This is a genomic window from Saccharibacillus sp. CPCC 101409 (assembly GCF_030518235.1).
Lineage (GTDB): Bacteria > Bacillota > Bacilli > Paenibacillales > Paenibacillaceae > Saccharibacillus.
The window spans coordinates 311,711-329,141 of record NZ_JAULSA010000006.1 but is presented as its reverse complement, the minus strand read 5'-3'; the positions used below and the strand labels follow the sequence as shown (position 1 = coordinate 329,141).

The window sequence follows — 17,431 nt, the reverse complement described above, 5'->3', positions numbered from 1 at the left end:
GGCCGCCGCATCCGCGGCGGCCTTTCCTCGTTTGCTATTGCCGATGCTGTCCGATCCTATGGCTTATACGTCCATCATACCATCAAGCTTCGGCCGCCGCCACAACGGGAGGAACCGGAGCTTTGTCCCGGCGCAGCGCGGTCGAGACGACGATCAAAGCCAGCGAAACGACGAGAATAATCAGCAGGCCGGCCGCGTCGGCGCCGATGCCCGGGCCCCCGAACAGCGTGTTCATCAGCCCTTCGACCGCGTACGTCGCCGGGAAGATTACCCCGAGCGAGTGATAGAAGTCGGGCAGCAGTTCTCGCGGCATCATCGCGCCGGACGAAACGAGCTGTACGGACAGCACCACGATATTGAACAGCATGCCGCCCATATCGAAGACGAACAGGAACATCTGGGCCACAAACATGAAGGTTAGCAGGAACAGGGCCTGGAAGCCCCACAGCGCCAGGAAGCCGTGCGCCATCTGTCCGCCGAACGCCGCGACGAGCGACGTGCCGACCAGCGACACGATCACCGACGAAGCCGCCGTGACGATCAGCCGGACCGCCATGCGCGGCCAGCGTCCAAACCTCGCGCCGAGCGCTTTCGACGAGATCTGGAAGTTCTGCCCCATGATCATCGCGCCGACATAGGAAGCCAGCACCATCATCATCGGCACCATCTGGTTGTTCATGCCCTGCACGGTATTGACGGACTCCACGTTCGAAACGACACGCTGCGACACGACCGCGGCGGCGCTCTGCGCCTGGCCTTCCGGCAGCTTCGCCTGCGAGGACAGAATGCCCGCGAGGCCGTTGGTCACCGCCTGTTTATTCACGGTTGCGGTGATATTGTCGGCGATCGAGGTCATCATGTTCTTGATCGTGACCGGATTGGATTCATTGATCAAATAGTTGATCTTCGCCGGTTCCTGCGACTGCGCCGCGGACGTGAAGTCCGCCGGAATCTCGACGATCATCTGCACATCGCGGCTTTGCAGCATATCCTGCGCTTCGGCCAGGCTCATGCCGGTCTGCACGCCGACGGGCAGATTCTCCTGCAAATTCTTCACGATCGCGGCGCCCATGACTTCGTCCTCGTTGACGATCGCGACGTTCAGCCGGTCGATCCGGTCCGTAATCCCCTGATAACCGGTCATCCAGACCACGGTAAAAATCAGCTGGAACAGCACGGCGGTAATAATGCCCACGCGCGTCGTAGGCAGCTTCAGAAACGCTTTAAACACTTGACTCATTTCGTTCTCCTTTTCCCGAATCCGCATTCGCGGAGTTACTTAAACCCACGTTTAAAACATTTGTTTTAAATCTTACTTTTGAAGTATATCCGCTGTTTCAGCAAATCGTCAAGCTTTATTTTCAGGTTGTTTACGCATTAAAGACAAATGAAAAAGAGCCCGCGGCGCGGACCCTTTTTCAATCGATTCAATAGTGTCTTTCAAGCTTCCCTTCTTCGACCGCGATCGCCGCCGACCCAACCTTCGCCGGACACCGCGACAAACAACTGCTCGCTCACCGCATCGTGCCGGCCGACTCTGTTTGATAACCGCTCAACCGTTTTCTTTCACCGTAATATCATAAACGACCGGCACGAAAATATAGTCGCTCGCCGGGTAGGAAGTGCCGGATGCGGCGGGCGAGGTCAGGGTATACGTAATGACCGCGTCCGTATCGGACACGAATTCCACTTTGTTGATCTTGAGCCCGTAGCCGGTTCCCGGCAGATTGGAGCGGGTCAGCGTGACTTTGTTGTACTTGGGATCGACGTTTTCGACTTTGTAGGTCACGGTTCCTTTACCGGAAGAAGCGTAGCTTTTGTTGACCATGCGTTCGGCGCCGTAGATCATTTCCGCCGCTTCGATGCGCGTGATCGCGGCCGTCGGACGGAACTTTTTGTTCTTGTCCAGTGAAGCGATCTTGGTCAGCAGCAGGTACTCGATCGCCATCCGGTTCTTGGAAGCGATCTGCTTGGCATCGGCGATCGTCGCGTATTTGGTCACTTTGGCGTAGTTGCCTTTTTGCAGCAGACCGAGGTACAGCAGCTTGGCGAACTGTTCGCGCGTCGGATTGCCGCCCGCGTTCCAGTCTCCGTCGATCGTAACGCCCCGCTCCAGCGCGGTCTTCAGCGTTGAAGCGTACCAGGCGTTGGCGGGCACGGAAGCGTACCAGGCCGGCGCGTTGTTTTTCTTTTTGACCGAATCCAGATCGATCGCGTTCACAATCAGTTGCACAGCCTGCGCGTTCGTCAGTTTGTTGTTCGGCGCAAATTTGTTGGTGGTCACGCCCTGGATCAATCCTTTGTCCTGGAGCGACTGCACGATTTCCGCCTGCTTGGCGTCGGTCAGATCGGAGAACGCCCGGACCGGCGCGGCGTTCGTCAGCAGCAGTCCGGCCGCGGCGGCGGCCAGAATGACGCTGCGCATTTTGATTAACATGGTGATCCCCCTCCCGCTGGTTGTCCGATTGTACATGTATGGTTCTATCATAACACGCTCCGCCGGACAAAACGGGTATAATAAGAACAGAAGCTTTATCATCCGAAAGGAGCGTGCACCGATGAAACCCAATTACCGCGAAATCACTTCGGCTTCGGAATGGACGCAGCTGCTGGAAGGCTCGGACGAACAGCCGGTGCTGCTGCTCAAGCACAGCACGTCCTGCCCGATCAGCGGAGCGGCGTTCAAAGAATTCAGCGTTTACACCCGCAAACCGAAACGCCCGATCGTCTGCGTGCTGGTCAAAGTGATCGAGTCCCGCCCGGTATCGAATCTGATCGCGGATAATCTCGGCATCAAGCACGAGTCGCCTCAGATCCTGCTGATTCGAGGCGGCGAGGCGCTGTGGAACGCTTCCCACTGGGACGTAACGTACGAGCGGATCGAGCAGCAGGTCAACGAAAGGATTGCGAAGGAATGAAGGATGTCAGGAAGGTTGGAAGCAGCAGCGAAACCCGGGACGGCAGGAACAAGCGGGAGATTGAAAAGCTGAGGGAAGAATTCGATCGGGAGCTGTTGAAAGAGCTGGAAGCGGCGGAAGAAGCCGCAGGTTCAGGCGCGAAGCGGGAGACGACGGCGGTGAATTCCGGCGCGATAGCGGAAGCGGCGGAAGAAGCCGCAGGGACCGAGCGGGCGGCGGAAACGATCGCGGGAACGGCAGGCGCCGGAGCGGCGGGCATGACAGATGCCGGAGCGGCGGCGGAAAAAGAATGGAGCGATCTGGCTCCGTTTACCCGGAGCGTGATCGAGGTGATCCGCGCCATCCCCGAAGGCCGGGTGATGAGCTACGGCCAGGTGGCTGCGGCGGCCGGCAGTCCGCGCGGCGCGCGGCAGGTCGTGCGCATCCTGCATACGCTGAGCGGCAAATACGGCCTGCCGTGGCAGCGGGTCGTCAATATCCGCGGCGAGATCGCGCTGGACGAGAACGGCGGCGGCAGCGAGCAGCGCGATCGGCTGGAAGCCGAAGGCGTCGAATTCGGCCTGAGCGGCCGGATCGACTTGGGACGCTATCGGCACGAGCCGGATGCGGAGCGGGAAGTGCAGGGGTGAGGCGGAGTTGAGGCGCGGCGGTAGATCGCCGCAATTGAATAGAAGCAGCGGCGATATGCCTGCCGGTACGGACGGGCTTGATGGTGTAGCGGGTGTAGGAAGTCCACACCCGCTTTTCGTTTGCGGCTGCCTCGGCGACCGAAGCTACATTGACGAAAAAGCAATGAGGAAGCGTAAAATTGGCTGCTCTCGAAGCTAGATTGCTTTTTATGCAACGTACAGAGGCGAAAGCGGCAAAAAAGAGCGAAAATCGGCTTCTACGTTGACAAAAAGTCAACGCAGCCGAATATTCCGCTCCAATGTGCGCGCTACGCTGCCTAAAAAGCAGCGTAGCTATAAATAGCAGGATTGCGGAGCGCACTGCTGCTTCTGCTCAGCCTGGCGGCAGAATAATCGGCCGATAAGCGAGCGCCCGATCCACAACCTCCTCGGCGTCCAGATCGTCCCGGAAGATCAAGTCCGATACGCCCGGCATGGTTACATTGGCCTGAAGCAGTTCCAGGTAGAAATCCCGAAGCTCGCCTGCGTCGGGTTGTTCAGCCGGCGTTTCCGCTTCTTCCGGCCCGGCTGCTACCGCCCGTTCCGGTTCCTGAATGCGGCGCACGATCTCGATCAACTCGTCGCGCGTTATGTCTTCGATCCGCGCCGCGGCCCCGCCGGAACGCGGTTCAAGCTCTGTTCGCAATCGCATAGTTCCGCTCCCTTCGTTCAGCTGCCGTCCTCATGCCATCCGGCACCTGCTCCGTTCCCCTGCTCGATTCCTTCTTTCCTCGTCGCGCCGACGCGCGCCGGCGGCGTTCAAGCCGCAGGTCGCTTCTTCTCCTTCCACAACCAGCGCGGCACGGCGCGCACATACACCAGCTCGCCGACTAATTCGGTCATCGTCTGCGTGACGATGACCGCCGCCGCGATCCCCGCCGCTTCGCCTGGCAGCGACAGCGCCAGCGGCAGCACGACGAGCGAATTGCGGGTAAACGCGCTGAAGATCAGCGCGCGGCCCGAACCCGCGTCCAGCTTCAGCAGCCGCCCGGTCAGCCGGGCGAGCGGCGGCATCAGCAGCAGAAACAGCGCGTAGACCGGCAGCACGCGCAGAACCGCGCCGAGATCGGCCGCGATCCGCCCGATCTGCGAAGCCGTGACCGCAATCAGCACCAGCGCCATAAACGGCACCGGTATCCACGCCGCGGCGTCCAGCACCCGGACGCCGAGAGGCGCGCGTCCGCCGCTCTCTGCTCCAGGCTCCGCTCCCTGCTCCGCTTCCTGTTCAACCGTTCCGGTCCCTCCTCTCGCCCAGAACTGCGTCAGCAGCGCCGCCGCGAGCGGCAGCACGATCAGCGTCATAAACGCTTCGATGAACGGCCCGATCCTCATCAAACCGGCCGCTTCCGGCCCGGCGAATAACGTCAGATACAGCGGCAGCAGCGCCATCTGCACGACAAACAGCACCGGCGTCGCGGCCAGGATCGCTTTTTCGTCGCCTTTTCCAAGCCCGGTAAACACAATCACGTAATCGATGCACGGCGTCAGCAGCACCAGGCACACCCCGATCGTCACCGCCGCCGGCTGCGGAAACAGCGCAAGCAGCCCCCATACGACAAGCGGCGCGACGATGAAGTTGGCGATCACCAGCGCCGCGATAAAACGCCCGTTCGCCAGCGACTGCCGCAGCTTCAGAAACGGGACCATCGTAAACATCCCGTACAGCAGCACCGCGAGCAGCGGAGAGATCAGCGCGCCCATGCTCCGTCCGAAACCGCCGCCGAGCAGCCCGGCCGCAATGCCGATCGCAAGCGCGGCCGCATAAACGGCGATCTGGCGGCGCTCCAGCCAATCCCTTTTTTCCATGTCCGTCACCCGCCTTTCAGAAAAAACCGTCCCGCCGAAAAGTCACGTTCCGCGCATGCCGCAGCTTCCGCAGCACCGCCGGTTTCCCGTCGATCAGATGGTTGGATATCGTCAGATATTGCAGCCTGTGCAAATTCCCCAGCTCGTCCGGCAGTCCGGTCAAGCCGCTGTAATTAATATCGAGCACGAGCAGATTCTCAAGCTGCCCGATCTCGGGCGGAAGGATCTTCATCGTCAGTTCTTCTTTCGCAGGCGGTTTCCAATCGGGACCGGCGTTCGGATCGAGGTGACTGCCGTTGGAGACGCTGAGTTTTTGGAGCGTTTTCGCCCGGCCGACCGCGGCCGGAATCCCGTGCAGATCACGCGTGTAAACGTTCAGCTCTTCCAGCAGCGGCAGATCGAACAGGCTGTCCGGCAGCTCCGTGATCGCGGCGTCGAACAGCTCAAGTGTGCGCAGCGAAGGAATTTCGTGCAGGCGATGCAGCAGTCCCGCCGTGCCCGTTCCCGACAGATTCAGCCGGTCGGAAGCGTGATACCGCGCCAGTTCGAACGTTTCGTCCGGCGCCAAAGGGTCGCGGTAATCGCCCAGCATCACGCCCCGGAGCGTTTCCCGCAGCAGTTCTGCTTCCTCCGCCGTCACGCGCAGCTCCTTGTCCTCTTCGTGCGTCACCGTCCGGAGCCAGTCGCCGCCTTCCGCATTTTGAAAACACAGGTCCTCAGGCATCCCTTTTCCGATCCAGCCCAGCAAATTGTCCGTGTATTTCTTCAGAATAACGGCGGCTTCGGGGCAGCATTTCCAGATATAAACCGGCTGGTCGTAAGGAAAATAACCTCCGCCGGCTCTGCTGTAACCGACTCCGCTCCATTTTTCCCCGACCAGATACGGCTTCAACTCCTCGGCAATTCGCAGCGGCATCATCGGCGGAATATCGTACTCCTCGCCGCCCGGCGTCCGCGTATCCTTCAGCGAAAACGTCTCGCACTTCTCCATCGCGTAATCGATCAGGCGGTAGTAAGCTTCCCCGGACGGGTTGTTGTAGATTTGCATGCGGTTTCTCCTTTATGCAAAAAAACTTTGCTACCACACCGGAAACGAGTCGCTCGACGTCTGCGTATACGCCTGCTTTCCTCATGCGTCGCGGACATATAAGCGATATCTTCGTGCGAAACCGCGCTCATCAAACACTGACCTTCCTTTGAAAAAAAGGCGAGGTCTTCGGGCAGTTTGGGATGATTCCAGCCGAACAGATGGGTAACGGTGGTCTTGAGCAGAACGGCCGTTTCCGGGCAGCAGCGGCCATTCGGGAATCGGCGCATCATCCGGCTGCGGCACACGCTTAATACGCGGACCTTTAAGCCAAAACGTATCGGCGCGCTCGATCATGTAATCGATCAGCCTGCGGTAGGCTTTGCCCGACGGGTCGTTGTAGATGAGCATATCAGGCTCCTTTCGGATCGGACATCGGATAGGGACTTTTTCTTGATTCTCCTGCGTTCGGCTATGATTCATCTTACTATACGCCGCCCTCTCGTGACCAACCAAGCGAAATACTGCCCGACCGATCCGTGCAAACTCCGCCGCCGGTACTGGAGAAGTTATACGATTGCCGTGTTGAAAAAAGTGCGAACCTGAAGCTCCCATGAAATCCCCGGGAGGTTCGCACCCCGCGTCCCGCAAGGATTTGTCCAGTTTTACTTGTATTTTTGTCCAGTTTGAAATACGCTGATTTTGAGGTTCGCACTTTTGAGTCGAAAAAGCCTTGCGGGTCAAGGGCTGGGAGTGGGGACAGTCGCACCCCGTGCGGGTGCGTGGATTGAAACATCAGAGTTCGAACGTTCGGGTAACCGATATTTTTGTCGCACCCCGTGCGGGTGCGTGGATTGAAACAATGACGCACGAGCTGCCGGAACAATCTTTGGATGGGTCGCACCCCGTGCGGGTGCGTGGATTGAAACAACACCTGGCACCGAATAAACAGCGCTGATCAGCCGCGTCGCACCCCGTGCGGGTGCGTGGATTGAAACTACCATGCAGTCACTAAGCACATTAAAGTCGTGTCGCACCCCGTGCGGGTGCGTGGATTGAAACCCGTTGCAATCGTGTTTCCACGGTGGCAAAAATTTGTCGCACCCCGTGCGGGTGCGTGGATTGAAACGGATACCGATAGTTTAGTATTTTATGGGGATACGCGTCGCACCCCGTGCGGGTGCGTGGATTGAAACCCGGTCACGTGGTCCAGCTCCTCGTAAGGATGCAGCGTCGCACCCCGTGCGGGTGCGTGGATTGAAACGCCGAGGGCGACAATGACAAGGAGGATATGCCGCAAGTCGCACCCCGTGCGGGTGCGTGGATTGAAACGACGTATATTGCAAAGAAGAAAAAACAGGATGCCGTCGCACCCCGTGCGGGTGCGTGGATTGAAACTTTTGATTTTGCAGTTACCAGTTTTGAGCGCTCACGGTCGCACCCCGTGCGGGTGCGTGGATTGAAACCGAAAAGGATGGTGTTTTTCGATGCCGAGGCCGAGTCGCACCCCGTGCGGGTGCGTGGATTGAAACGCACATCGAAGGCTATATTTGGAACGAATGCGCGTCGCACCCCGTGCGGGTGCGTGGATTGAAACCGGTTGTGGAAGGTCGTCGTCCGCTTTGTCGCCAGGTCGCACCCCGTGCGGGTGCGTGGATTGAAACCGGAGCGGCTTTTTTCGTGCGCAAAAAAGGAGAAGTCGCACCCCGTGCGGGTGCGTGGATTGAAACATCCATTTTTGCACACCCTTCCTCTCAATATCGGTCGCACCCCGTGCGGGTGCGTGGATTGAAACAGTTCGCTTCCCGAACACGTGCAGCGGGACCTCGTCGCACCCCGTGCGGGTGCGTGGATTGAAACATCCCTACGATCGTTAATCAAGCGCGTCAAGCCGGTCGCACCCCGTGCGGGTGCGTGGATTGAAACATCCCTACGATCGTTAATCAAGCGCGTCAAGCCGGTCGCACCCCGTGCGGGTGCGTGGATTGAAACATCCCTACGATCGTTAATCAAGCGCGTCAAGCCGGTCGCACCCCGTGCGGGTGCGTGGATTGAAACCAAAACCCTTATATTAAACACATCCCTAAGTGGTCGCACCCCATACGGATGCATGGATTGAAAAGGATATTTTCGAACAAATACCGTAAATCGCCTGATATTTACCCCAAAACAAAAAAAGACACCGTTATGGCGTCTTTTTTCCACTTCTGCAAATATATAAGATCACCAAGTACCACTGCCGCCGCCGCCAGTACCATTTGTCGTTAATATGCAGTAGTTAGGATCAACAATATCTGAAGGTGTAACGAACGTTTTTGGAAGATGACTAGAGACACCGTTAAAAGTCATTAACAAAACAAAAGCCATGATAGAATTGGCGAGAACTTTTTTCATACTTCCGATAATCCTCCTATGACCTCTTCATAGCACATTTGTTGTACAGAAGAAGACCATTTTTTATACTTTTCAAAAACAGGAACAAATTTTATAAATGCGTCCTTATCTTTTATCTTAACTATCCTTTTTAAGCCGCGCAATAGATATTCTAGAGCCTGCTCATATTCTTTTCGATGAAGAAAATAAAGAGCGGATTCATAGCAAATCTCAATGTAGAAGTTAAAGCTATTGGCTTGATTGTAGTAAGAATTCTCGTAGTCGTAAATTTCAATCTGAGGTAAAAATTTAGAGAGGAGAAGATCCATAGAATAACCGTAACGATTAGCCGATCCCAGCACAAAGGTAAGCACGACAAGCAGCTCTATTGGGTTCTGATCAATAAAATCTTCGCATTCTTCTAGCACGCCCTTGTTTCCAGCCAGTAGTTCAAGATTCAATCGATTCTCTCTTGCAAAAAAGCTGAATTTGGCAACTTCTTTTTGCCCTTCCGCGTCTAGACCAGGAAAATTACTCAAGTCCGCATAACCGGATATGTATTCTTTCGCTTTACTATAATCACGATGAAAAAACATGACATTTTGCATCGACAAGAATCCATACCCATAATAAACGACGAAAGGATACCGCCCTTCCCAAGTTTCCGCTGTTCCTTTAGCTAATGCTTTCTCCATTTGCCGGTACACAAGCTGAGAAAAATTAAAAAGTTCACGCGAATGCCGCTCGGCTTCAACTTTCTTGTCGAGTGACAGATAGACGTTAATGAGTCGCATCAATCCATCTAAGCGATGATGCGTCGGAAGCCGTTCGCAATAAGGCTCAAATTCGATCGCTGCCCGCAAAGATTTTTCAGCGTCTGCCCCAGCTGCCGCACAAAAAAGACGATAACGACTAATCGCCAACTTCTCAGAATGTTGATACTTTTCATTCAGCGCTACACACTCATAAAAAATAATGGACTCTTGCACTTTTCCGATAGAGTGTAAAGTTTCGGCAATTTCAAAGATCATTTCAAGGTGTTTAAGGTCCTCAAGAAGTCGATTAAGTATTTCTTCAATACAATCAACACGTCCTAATTCGGCACAACGAATCAGAAAAGGTTCAACTCGGCGACGATTCGGCTTTCCCTCATAAAAACATTCTTCTATGTATAGATCAAAGTGCCAATCCTCCGGACAATCAAGCGCACGAATAATGAGCTCAAATTGATTCAGTGAAATGGGCTTCGGTGGATGACCATTCAGTATTGCGCTAAAAATCCCCCGGTTCACTCCGGAATGTTTGGAAAAAGCAGAAAAATTCATCCCGAGTTTTGTGATGCCCGCTTCAATCTCGGATCGAAGCGTGATCGTCGTTTCCATTTAAGCACCTCTTTATATTTCTCGGTTCAAAGCACTTATTTATAATGTGTATAATTTAATCCTTTTATTTCAATTAATTAACAATATACATTATTTAAAACCAGTGGTCAATTCGAAACTTTACAATATGGCGCACTAGTCGAATGAAGGCCTTAAATACAAAATGCCTCTTCCCGCTCCAACCATGGTCGAAGGAAAAGAGGCACTTCATTATCTACTATTCAGCCGTCTAGTTCAGCATCTCCACCGTAATCTCATCCTGCTTGGAATTTGCCAGCTTAACTCCAAGCACCCTAAATACTTTATCGATCGCCTCCAGCTTCGCTCCGCCGAAGCCCGATTCGATTTGGGAGATGCTTTCCTGTGTAATGTCAGCTTTGTCAGCCAGTTCGGCTTGTGTCAGACCGGATTTTTGACGATGCACAAGCACCAGATTAGCAACGAAAACGGAGAAGCTGTCCAGATAGTCGCAAAGTTCACGATCTGCTCGGGACTCCTCAACCAACTTGACGAATTCCTGTCCAGGTTTACTATGTGGCCGGCCGGTAACTTCCGAAATCGGAAAATCGGAATTATGCTGACTCATTCCGTTCACTCTCCTCCATTCTCCCATACCCCGCATTCGTTTTCGCCCCAATCCCTTCCCGTTCCAACGCTTGAAGCAGGATCTCTTTCGCAATCTCCAGCCACTGGGCTGCCGATTCTTCTTCTCCTTCGCAGGTAAGCACGATAAGAAACTCTCCTCCGGCCGTCAAAAAAGGAATCGGAACCGACGAGTCGTCGTCTCTCGGCGCCGGATGTTCGTTGCGCTCGTTTCCTTCCGCAATCACAATCCCGTTATAGTCCTGGTGATGCGGCGTCAACACGTCCAGTTTCAGCGCATCTCCGGCCTTGTCCGGTATAATCAGCGCATCGTGAAATCGAATAAAGCCGGCCGCGGCCTGCGATCCGAACAGCACTTCGGCGTCGCTTCCTCCCTGCCTGAGCGCCGACAACGATTCTTCCGCTCCCGCTATGCTGTGCGCATAATGAACCGCCAGTCCTTTTAACGCGGTTGCGGGCAGATAAGGAACGCCGTAGATCCGGTGCAGCGCCAAACCCGTCTCCAGCACTCCCCCGCCGCCGTGCCCGACCGCAAGCGGAGATACCGAACGTACCCGGAAAGAGAGCTGTGCTTTTTCCGAAAAGTTCGTCTCCCGATAATATCGATCAAAGCAGTACTCATACTCGGCCTGACGTTCCTTGTCGAAACTATTTTTATAAGCCTGAATGACGTTTTCGTAAAAAGGCTGCTTGTTCTTGCCGTCGCCAATCACATCGGTCAAAGACAAGCCGTTTACTTTCCATTTGCTTCTGTTCAGCGTCAGATAAGCGTTCATTGAATCTCCTCCAAAGCAAGCTCATCCGTTCCCTGTTCCACATTCAGAATCGCTTCGGCATATCGTTTAAACCAGACCGAAGCACTCAGCACCTCCCGGGAAAGAGCCAAATAATCGGCGCTTTCGGCTGAAATATTCTTTGCATTCTGCCAGTCCTGCTTAACGGCTTCCCCCATATTCTTCAAATACAAACGGTAGGCCTGCGCCGCAGCCGTATTGCTCGACTCGCCTTTAGCCTTAAAAAAAGCAAAAGCAAGCCTCAGCCCATTCGTCATCACGAGCGAAGGGAATCGATGGCAAAGCTGTCCGTACGCCGCTTCGAACGCCTGGCCCTGCGACTTGGCTTGAGCGCGAGCTTCATTAATCCCTTTATAGGCCGCTTCCGCATGACGCTGCTGTGCCGATTGCATTACGCTTTCCCTCCTTTCGGAATCAAGCAGCGCATCCGGCCTTTGCCGACGCTTGCGTTACCGCCGATCTGCAGAATGCTTTCTTTGGCAAGCGTACCCAGCATTTCATCCCGTTCCGCATCCGCAAAGCGTTTACTTACCTGATCGCACCAGATCATCCCGTAAAAAACAGCTTCGGTCGGGACATATTCTTCGTACCAGAGCGCTCCCTTTTTCACCGTCTTGGTTTCCTCGTTAATACGAATCCGCGGCTCGATCTCGCAGCACATCGTGACAAAATACTGGAACGTATCGTCCGACACGAGTATGATGCGCTGCTGCCAGATTTCCCGCTCTTCTGTATTTTTCTCAAAAAGCTGCTTGCCCACAGCCGCCGCCCAAGCCGTAAAGTTCTCCTGTACCCGCGCCGTCCCTTCAAACTCGTCCAGATATACTTGGCCCGTCGCTTCCGTTGCTTCACCCTTCAGATTCCCCAGGACCGATCCTTTCGCTACCCAAGCTTGCACAGTACCTTCGACAAGCTGCCGGTCAAAAATATCCAGCTGCTCCAAAAGTGGAATAGCCGCTTCAAGTCCCGCCGACTTTACGTCGCGCCGCATACGCTTCAACACCAGCGGGCAGGTTACGTAGGCAAACGTCCCATAGCGGCTGCCGACCGGGAACGCCAGAATCCGGCTGTCCGTCATCACGAGCGCGCCGGCATTCGCATCCTGATCGCCGCCCGTGCCGAACGCCCGATTAATCCACTTTTCATCTTCGGTCCGCGTCAGGTAGTAATCCCGCTGCACGCCCTTGATGCTGCTGCCCGGGATCATCGGCCACTGCGTCGCTTTCTCGCGCATGATCGGCAGATCGATCGCCCCTACGCCTTCTCCCGCGCCCACATGCAGCGGCGACAATCCGTGCAGCCAGTATAAACGGCTTGTTTGCGTCATCTCGTTTGGCTCCTTTTTATGTAAAATGCTAGACCGTCCAGCTTCCCCACAGCGCGAGACCGAATCCGTCTTCGGCATCGTGCGCCTCCGCGCGCCGGTTCAGGTCGGAGACGGATTGCAGCCACTTGTCCCGCGCCAGTTCGGCGGGATCGCCGCTTACGACTTCAAAAAAATACACGCTGCCCGCCGGCGCCATTCGCCGCACGGCCCGGGCCTGCGGACCTTTCTCGCCGCTGTAGGCCCAACCGGATACAGGCTGCCAGCGCGGAATACACGCCCAGCGCAGCTGGAGTTTAACTTTCTCGCTCAAACTTTCTTTGGAAACCAGCTGCTCGTCCAGCCAACCGGGAATCCAGCCTTTACGGAAAAAAGCGGGCGTCGCCAGCACCATGCGGACATAACGTTTACCTTGCAGCGCTTCGGAGATCGATGACGGACAATCCCAAAACGACGTTGACCCATGCTCTTTGACAGAGCCTGCCCCGCCTGCTTCCGTTTCGCCAAAATGAACCAGCCTGCGCTTGCCGCCAAGCGTGTGCAGCTCCGAGAAGTCGTTCAAATTCCGCCGCAGCGTATCCGGTCCTTCCACTTCCGCTTCCAGTGTCATGCCGTCCGGAAACACCAGCGATTCGGTAGAAAAAAGCCGCTGGTCCTTTGCTGTGTAACGCTCCGGATCGATCGCGGTATGCGTGCGTTCTTCACGTACAAACGGATGCAGGAAAAGCGACGGCTTATTCGCGTCTGTCCCGGCCCCCGACCAACCCTCCACCTGCTTTGCACTCTTTTTTTCATCCACCTGTTCGGTCAGCCACTCCAGCATCCAATCCTCCGATACGTAAGCGGGCGAAGATTTCAGCCGTTTATGCGTTCCCGCGCCGAGAGGCAGCCACAACTTATCTTCCAGCCGACCTTCCTTGCCTATGCCCCAGAATCCGGACTCGCCGTAATCCCCGCTCTCGCGATTTACCGGATTGATGCGATGAGCTTCAATAGAAGACTTACTTCCGCTTTCCCCGTCTTTTTCATAAAATTCGATGTCCTGCGGCGCTGTGAAATACAGACTCCCATGCAGCCGATACAGCGGACCGCGGACTTTCAATTTCTTGATCGCGTCGTGACGGCCGGCATCCGGTTCTTTTTTGATCAGCAGCGTACGAAGACTTCCCGCAAACGTACTCGGCATGACATCGCTCAGCGTATGCGCGCGAATACCAGGCACCGCATCGAACGGCCTGCCGTCCCGCACCAGAATAGGGTCAAGGGGTGAGGCTTGCAGACGCTTCTTCATAGACCGTTCCTACCTCCTCCAGCTGAATTGCCAAAATAAACTGCTCCGCCATCCGCTGCAATTGCTCTAACGGCTGCGGGGTCAACGGAAATTGCTCATGCAGCTTATTCGCCCAGCCCTCCGCTTCCTTCGCCGATTTATGCTCCGGTTTCTTTTTGCGCGCAAGCCTCTTTATTTCGCTCCAAAGCAAGTCCTCCAGTTCCTTCTCGCTTTGCAGCCAGGAAGACGAAGCTTGCAGATTCCGGTACGTCCGGTATAGATCGCGCAGCTCGTAAGCGAACCCGGCTGAGAAATCTTCGGCTTTCAGCCAATCATGAATGTACTGCATCCGTTTGACGGGACTGTTCGTCTCGGTCATAAACGGCAGCGCCACCCGCAGCAGATCGCCGCCGCCCCGCTTATGCACATGCACCGCCAGTGCGCCTCGCGTCTCTTTGGCCTGCCGCTCCGCCGCCTGCGCCAGCTGACGCACTTCTTCGAGCGGTTCCAGCATATGTACAATCGCAATGCCGACCGAGAGCGTGACCTTTTCGGCGGATTCGCCCGATGCTGCGGCGAGTCGATCCGCGATCCCCTGCATCTTCTCGCCAAAGGCCTCATACAACTCCCGGGCCGCGGAGATACATTGATGCACGGGCAGATAAGCCATCACATCGTCGCCGCCTCCGTACACCAGCGTTCCCCGGCGACCGTTTTGTTTCAAAATTCCGGCTGCCTGCTTGGAGAATTCGGATAGCGCTTCGGAAAATTTCCGGTGCATATCAGCATTGTCGATCTTGCGCAGAAGTCTGCCCATACGATCGCCGTCCGCAACAAGAAAAGCGTAATAGGGAGAAGGCTGCGCAACCGTGTCGATCGGTTCCTCGCTTTTGCGCAGGCCGTACAGCTTCTCCAATTCGCATACGATCTTTGTTTGCAGTTTGGAGATCGATTCGATTTTGCTGAAATCCCAGACTTTATCGTGTTCTTCCAGATAGTCCTCGATCCGGCGCGCATAGAACAACCGGGCATCGCAGCCGCCTTCCCGGTCCATGAGCGCGGACGCTCCGCCCGAAATACCCAAAATTTCCGCTGTTTTATTCAGGTATCGATTAACGGATTTTTGCATGGCTTCATCGTGCTTGAGCCGATCTTCATACGGGAAAAACGCCGTCTCGCATACGGAGCGGAACGCTCCCTGCTTGAGCGCGCCGGCTGGGTTCTGCGCTTTGAGCGAAAGACGCTTGACGACGGAAACAGCATCGAGCGCTTCGCCCGTCTTTACTCCCAGCCGAGTCAGGCGTTCCTTGTGCTTCACCCGATCCAGCCAGACCGATTCGCGGCCGCCGTCCAGGGATGACTTTTCTTCTCCAAACAGGCGGCCCGGATCGTTGTAAATAAAGTCGCGCAGCGTTTTGCGGGCGGCCAGCAGTTCCTCGACATGCGCCAGCGCTCGGCTGTATGCCGTTTGATGGTTATAGGATTTGTCCTGCCAGCTGCCCAGCTTCGTCCAGGCCGCGTAGCACTCGATCAGATCGCCGATCTGGCGGTCCCATGTTCCGAGATTGACGAATTCTTCAACTTCAAGCAAAGCCCGATCAGCGAATTCCCGCCATTTCCCCGTGATCGCACGGCGAACCTTCCAGGCCGTATCGCGCGGGTTGTCCGTTTCGATGATGCCGAGGATTTTGTTGGGCGCGCCTAGAATCGGGGAATCGGCAGCGCCCTGAGCATTCTCGGCCGCGTGACGGGAATCTGACAGTACGGGATATATAAGGTCTCCGCCCGCCTCGCGAAGCGCTTCTGCCCCCGCCTTCGCCAGCTCCGACAGCAGGTGCGAACCGAACCACAGGTCGCGAGTGCGCCGCGCCTGGGCGATGAATTCTTGTACGGGGCCAATGGAGAAAAGGATTAGCGTTTGTTGAGGTTTGTGCTCTGACAAAATCGTTCAACCTCCTCGCTGTTTAGGAATGCTTCTATGGCGGAATTACGGAGAGTCCCGTTTCGATCTACCATTGGATTGTTGTCATAATGAATTTTTGGATGAATTTCCTTTTCGCCATATGACCACTTATCGGTACGTCCTACCCGCTGCAATTCAAGTTTTTTCAAAGGCGGCTGGTTCAAAAGAATAATAAGTCCAATAGCATCCTGCCGACCGTAAGCAAGCGGTTTCAGAATAACAGGCGAAGCCAAACGATCTTTACCGGCTGGCAGCAGTTGAGTTTTATACGGTTCTTTCTCGAACCATTGTCTTTTTCTCAGTTCAGCAATGGGTATGTTTTTATCCTCATCAAATTTCTGTTTGAATTCAAAGATGATAGGCAGGCCAAATTCCGCTCGCGGAAAAGCAATCAAATTGGCAGGCTTATTGTGCGGGTATCGTTTGTGATGCTTAGGATGCTTCATCCGAGTAATGGTACGGATCGAATCCGCTTCCGGCCAGTGGCTTCTCCCCGGCCGGTTTGGCTGTTTGCCGTCATTTGCACGTCTGCGGAATACTCGGTAAGCTTCAATGGCTTCATCCCAATTTTGCTTGACCTGTCCTTGCTGCGAACGTACTTTAAATCGATTGCTTAATGTAGGCCATTCTCGACTTTCGCCGGCAGGAAGCAGCTTCAGATCGTAATCTTTTACTTTTCGGTCAAACCAGTTTGGAAAACGATTGGCGACAACCTCTGCTTTTTGTGGTGAAAAATCAGGACAATACAAACTGCCGCAGCCTCTGCGCGTTCGAGAACCGATTCCTCCAAAATTGATCCATGCCCATAGCGCCGCTTCGATTTCCGATTTTAAACTTGCATCCTTGTATTCGATATGAAGTTCAAAAGTATAGCCTACAGTATATTCCGCCTGTTTCTTGGCCTTTTCCATCTCGTCGCCAGCAGAATACAATGCATACTTGGGAAAGGACATTCTTCGCTTTAAATTCACCTTCTCGCCGCTTACCCATACTTTCACTGGGCTCGGCCGCTCTGTATCTCCAAAAATTTCGGTTTCTCTTTTTCTTAATTCATATGTAGTATCAAATTTGGCTCCGCGAGTCGCACGCCACCAAAACCGCAGCTGCCCTCGAATTGCGCTTGCACGAATAGGCGTCTCGCCATCTACTTCCCCCGCTTTCGCTCCGCCACCGAACATGGGAGTGACGAGTGTGATCGGATACTTTTCCACTGCTGCATGATCGACTTCCAGACTTTTTAACATATCTGGATTCGGCTTGCTTAACGTTCTCATTTCATCCCCTCTTTTCAGATGGTGTGTTA

Annotated in this window: 17 protein-coding genes and 1 CRISPR repeat array; of the genes, 2 read left to right on the top strand and 15 right to left on the bottom strand. The window is 55.0% G+C overall.

The features are described 5' to 3' along the window. Positions 1 to 82: 82 nt before the first annotated feature. Positions 83 to 1,240, bottom strand: a complete 1,158-nt coding sequence (locus QWJ34_RS15725; protein ID WP_302729217.1) for a YhgE/Pip domain-containing protein — start codon at positions 1,238 to 1,240, stop codon at positions 83 to 85. A 312-nt stretch (positions 1,241 to 1,552) separates the two neighbouring features. Beyond that, entirely contained in the window at positions 1,553 to 2,437 is an 885-nt protein-coding gene (locus QWJ34_RS15720; RefSeq protein WP_302729216.1) for an S-layer homology domain-containing protein, read from the bottom strand. Between the two features lie 121 nt (positions 2,438 to 2,558). On the opposite strand from QWJ34_RS15720, the gene ytxJ reads away from it, so the two are divergent. Together ytxJ and QWJ34_RS15710 are read left to right on the top strand one after the other, a co-directional pair. Then, entirely contained in the window at positions 2,559 to 2,918 is a 360-nt protein-coding gene (ytxJ, locus tag QWJ34_RS15715) for a bacillithiol system redox-active protein YtxJ (RefSeq protein WP_302729215.1), read from the top strand. A 299-nt stretch (positions 2,919 to 3,217) separates the two neighbouring features. Beyond that, a complete protein-coding gene (locus QWJ34_RS15710) occupies positions 3,218 to 3,547 on the top strand; it encodes an MGMT family protein (RefSeq protein ID WP_302729285.1) in 330 nt (109 codons plus the stop codon). 373 nt (positions 3,548 to 3,920) lie between these two features. Here the strand turns inward: QWJ34_RS15710 and QWJ34_RS15705 are convergent, their stop codons facing one another. The 13 genes from QWJ34_RS15705 to cmr1 form a co-directional block, all read right to left on the bottom strand. Beyond that, entirely contained in the window at positions 3,921 to 4,238 is a 318-nt protein-coding gene (locus QWJ34_RS15705; protein WP_302729214.1) for a hypothetical protein, read from the bottom strand. Positions 4,239 to 4,345: 107 nt separating this feature from the next. Then, positions 4,346 to 5,392 (bottom strand): arsenic resistance protein, encoded by a 1,047-nt coding sequence (locus tag QWJ34_RS15700; RefSeq protein ID WP_302729213.1) that lies wholly within the window; start codon positions 5,390 to 5,392, stop codon positions 4,346 to 4,348. 16 nt (positions 5,393 to 5,408) lie between these two features. Continuing rightward, positions 5,409 to 6,440, bottom strand: coding sequence for a leucine-rich repeat domain-containing protein (locus QWJ34_RS15695; RefSeq protein WP_302729212.1), 1,032 nt, complete (start codon positions 6,438 to 6,440; stop codon positions 5,409 to 5,411). A gap of 81 nt (positions 6,441 to 6,521) precedes the next feature. Beyond that, a complete protein-coding gene (locus tag QWJ34_RS15690) occupies positions 6,522 to 6,830 on the bottom strand; it encodes a hypothetical protein (RefSeq protein ID WP_302729210.1) in 309 nt (102 codons plus the stop codon). Between the two features lie 351 nt (positions 6,831 to 7,181). After that, positions 7,182 to 8,541: a CRISPR direct-repeat array (repeat unit 32 nt; unit sequence GTCGCACCCCGTGCGGGTGCGTGGATTGAAAC). Between the two features lie 101 nt (positions 8,542 to 8,642). Beyond that, positions 8,643 to 8,813, bottom strand: coding sequence for a hypothetical protein (locus tag QWJ34_RS15685; RefSeq protein WP_302729208.1), 171 nt, complete (start codon positions 8,811 to 8,813; stop codon positions 8,643 to 8,645). After that, the gene (locus QWJ34_RS15680) at positions 8,810 to 10,174 is read right to left on the bottom strand and encodes a DNA-binding protein (protein WP_302729206.1); all 1,365 of its coding nucleotides are present in this window, start codon (positions 10,172 to 10,174) and stop codon (positions 8,810 to 8,812) included. Before QWJ34_RS15680 ends, QWJ34_RS15685 begins: the two co-directional genes overlap by 4 nt. A 229-nt stretch (positions 10,175 to 10,403) precedes the next feature. After that, entirely contained in the window at positions 10,404 to 10,760 is a 357-nt protein-coding gene (locus QWJ34_RS15675) for a helix-turn-helix domain-containing protein (RefSeq protein ID WP_302729204.1), read from the bottom strand. Further along, on the bottom strand, positions 10,747 to 11,553 hold the full coding sequence (cmr6, locus tag QWJ34_RS15670) for a type III-B CRISPR module RAMP protein Cmr6 (protein WP_302729203.1): 807 nt from the start codon (positions 11,551 to 11,553) through the stop codon (positions 10,747 to 10,749). Before cmr6 ends, QWJ34_RS15675 begins: the two co-directional genes overlap by 14 nt. After that, positions 11,550 to 11,963, bottom strand: a complete 414-nt coding sequence (gene cmr5, locus QWJ34_RS15665; RefSeq protein WP_302729202.1) for a type III-B CRISPR module-associated protein Cmr5 — start codon at positions 11,961 to 11,963, stop codon at positions 11,550 to 11,552. Before cmr5 ends, cmr6 begins: the two co-directional genes overlap by 4 nt. Continuing rightward, entirely contained in the window at positions 11,963 to 12,898 is a 936-nt protein-coding gene (gene cmr4 / locus QWJ34_RS15660) for a type III-B CRISPR module RAMP protein Cmr4 (RefSeq protein ID WP_302729200.1), read from the bottom strand. Before cmr4 ends, cmr5 begins: the two co-directional genes overlap by 1 nt. Before the next feature lie 28 nt (positions 12,899 to 12,926). After that, complete coding sequence (gene cmr3, locus QWJ34_RS15655; protein ID WP_302729198.1) at positions 12,927 to 14,186, bottom strand: type III-B CRISPR module-associated protein Cmr3; 1,260 nt, start codon at positions 14,184 to 14,186, stop codon at positions 12,927 to 12,929. Then, positions 14,155 to 16,107, bottom strand: coding sequence for a type III-B CRISPR-associated protein Cas10/Cmr2 (gene cas10 / locus QWJ34_RS15650; protein ID WP_302729196.1), 1,953 nt, complete (start codon positions 16,105 to 16,107; stop codon positions 14,155 to 14,157). The genes cmr3 and cas10 overlap by 32 nt, the downstream gene beginning before the upstream one ends. Then, the gene (cmr1, locus tag QWJ34_RS15645; protein ID WP_302729194.1) at positions 16,077 to 17,402 is read right to left on the bottom strand and encodes a type III-B CRISPR module RAMP protein Cmr1; all 1,326 of its coding nucleotides are present in this window, start codon (positions 17,400 to 17,402) and stop codon (positions 16,077 to 16,079) included. Before cmr1 ends, cas10 begins: the two co-directional genes overlap by 31 nt. Between the last annotated feature and the right edge of the window lie 29 nt (positions 17,403 to 17,431).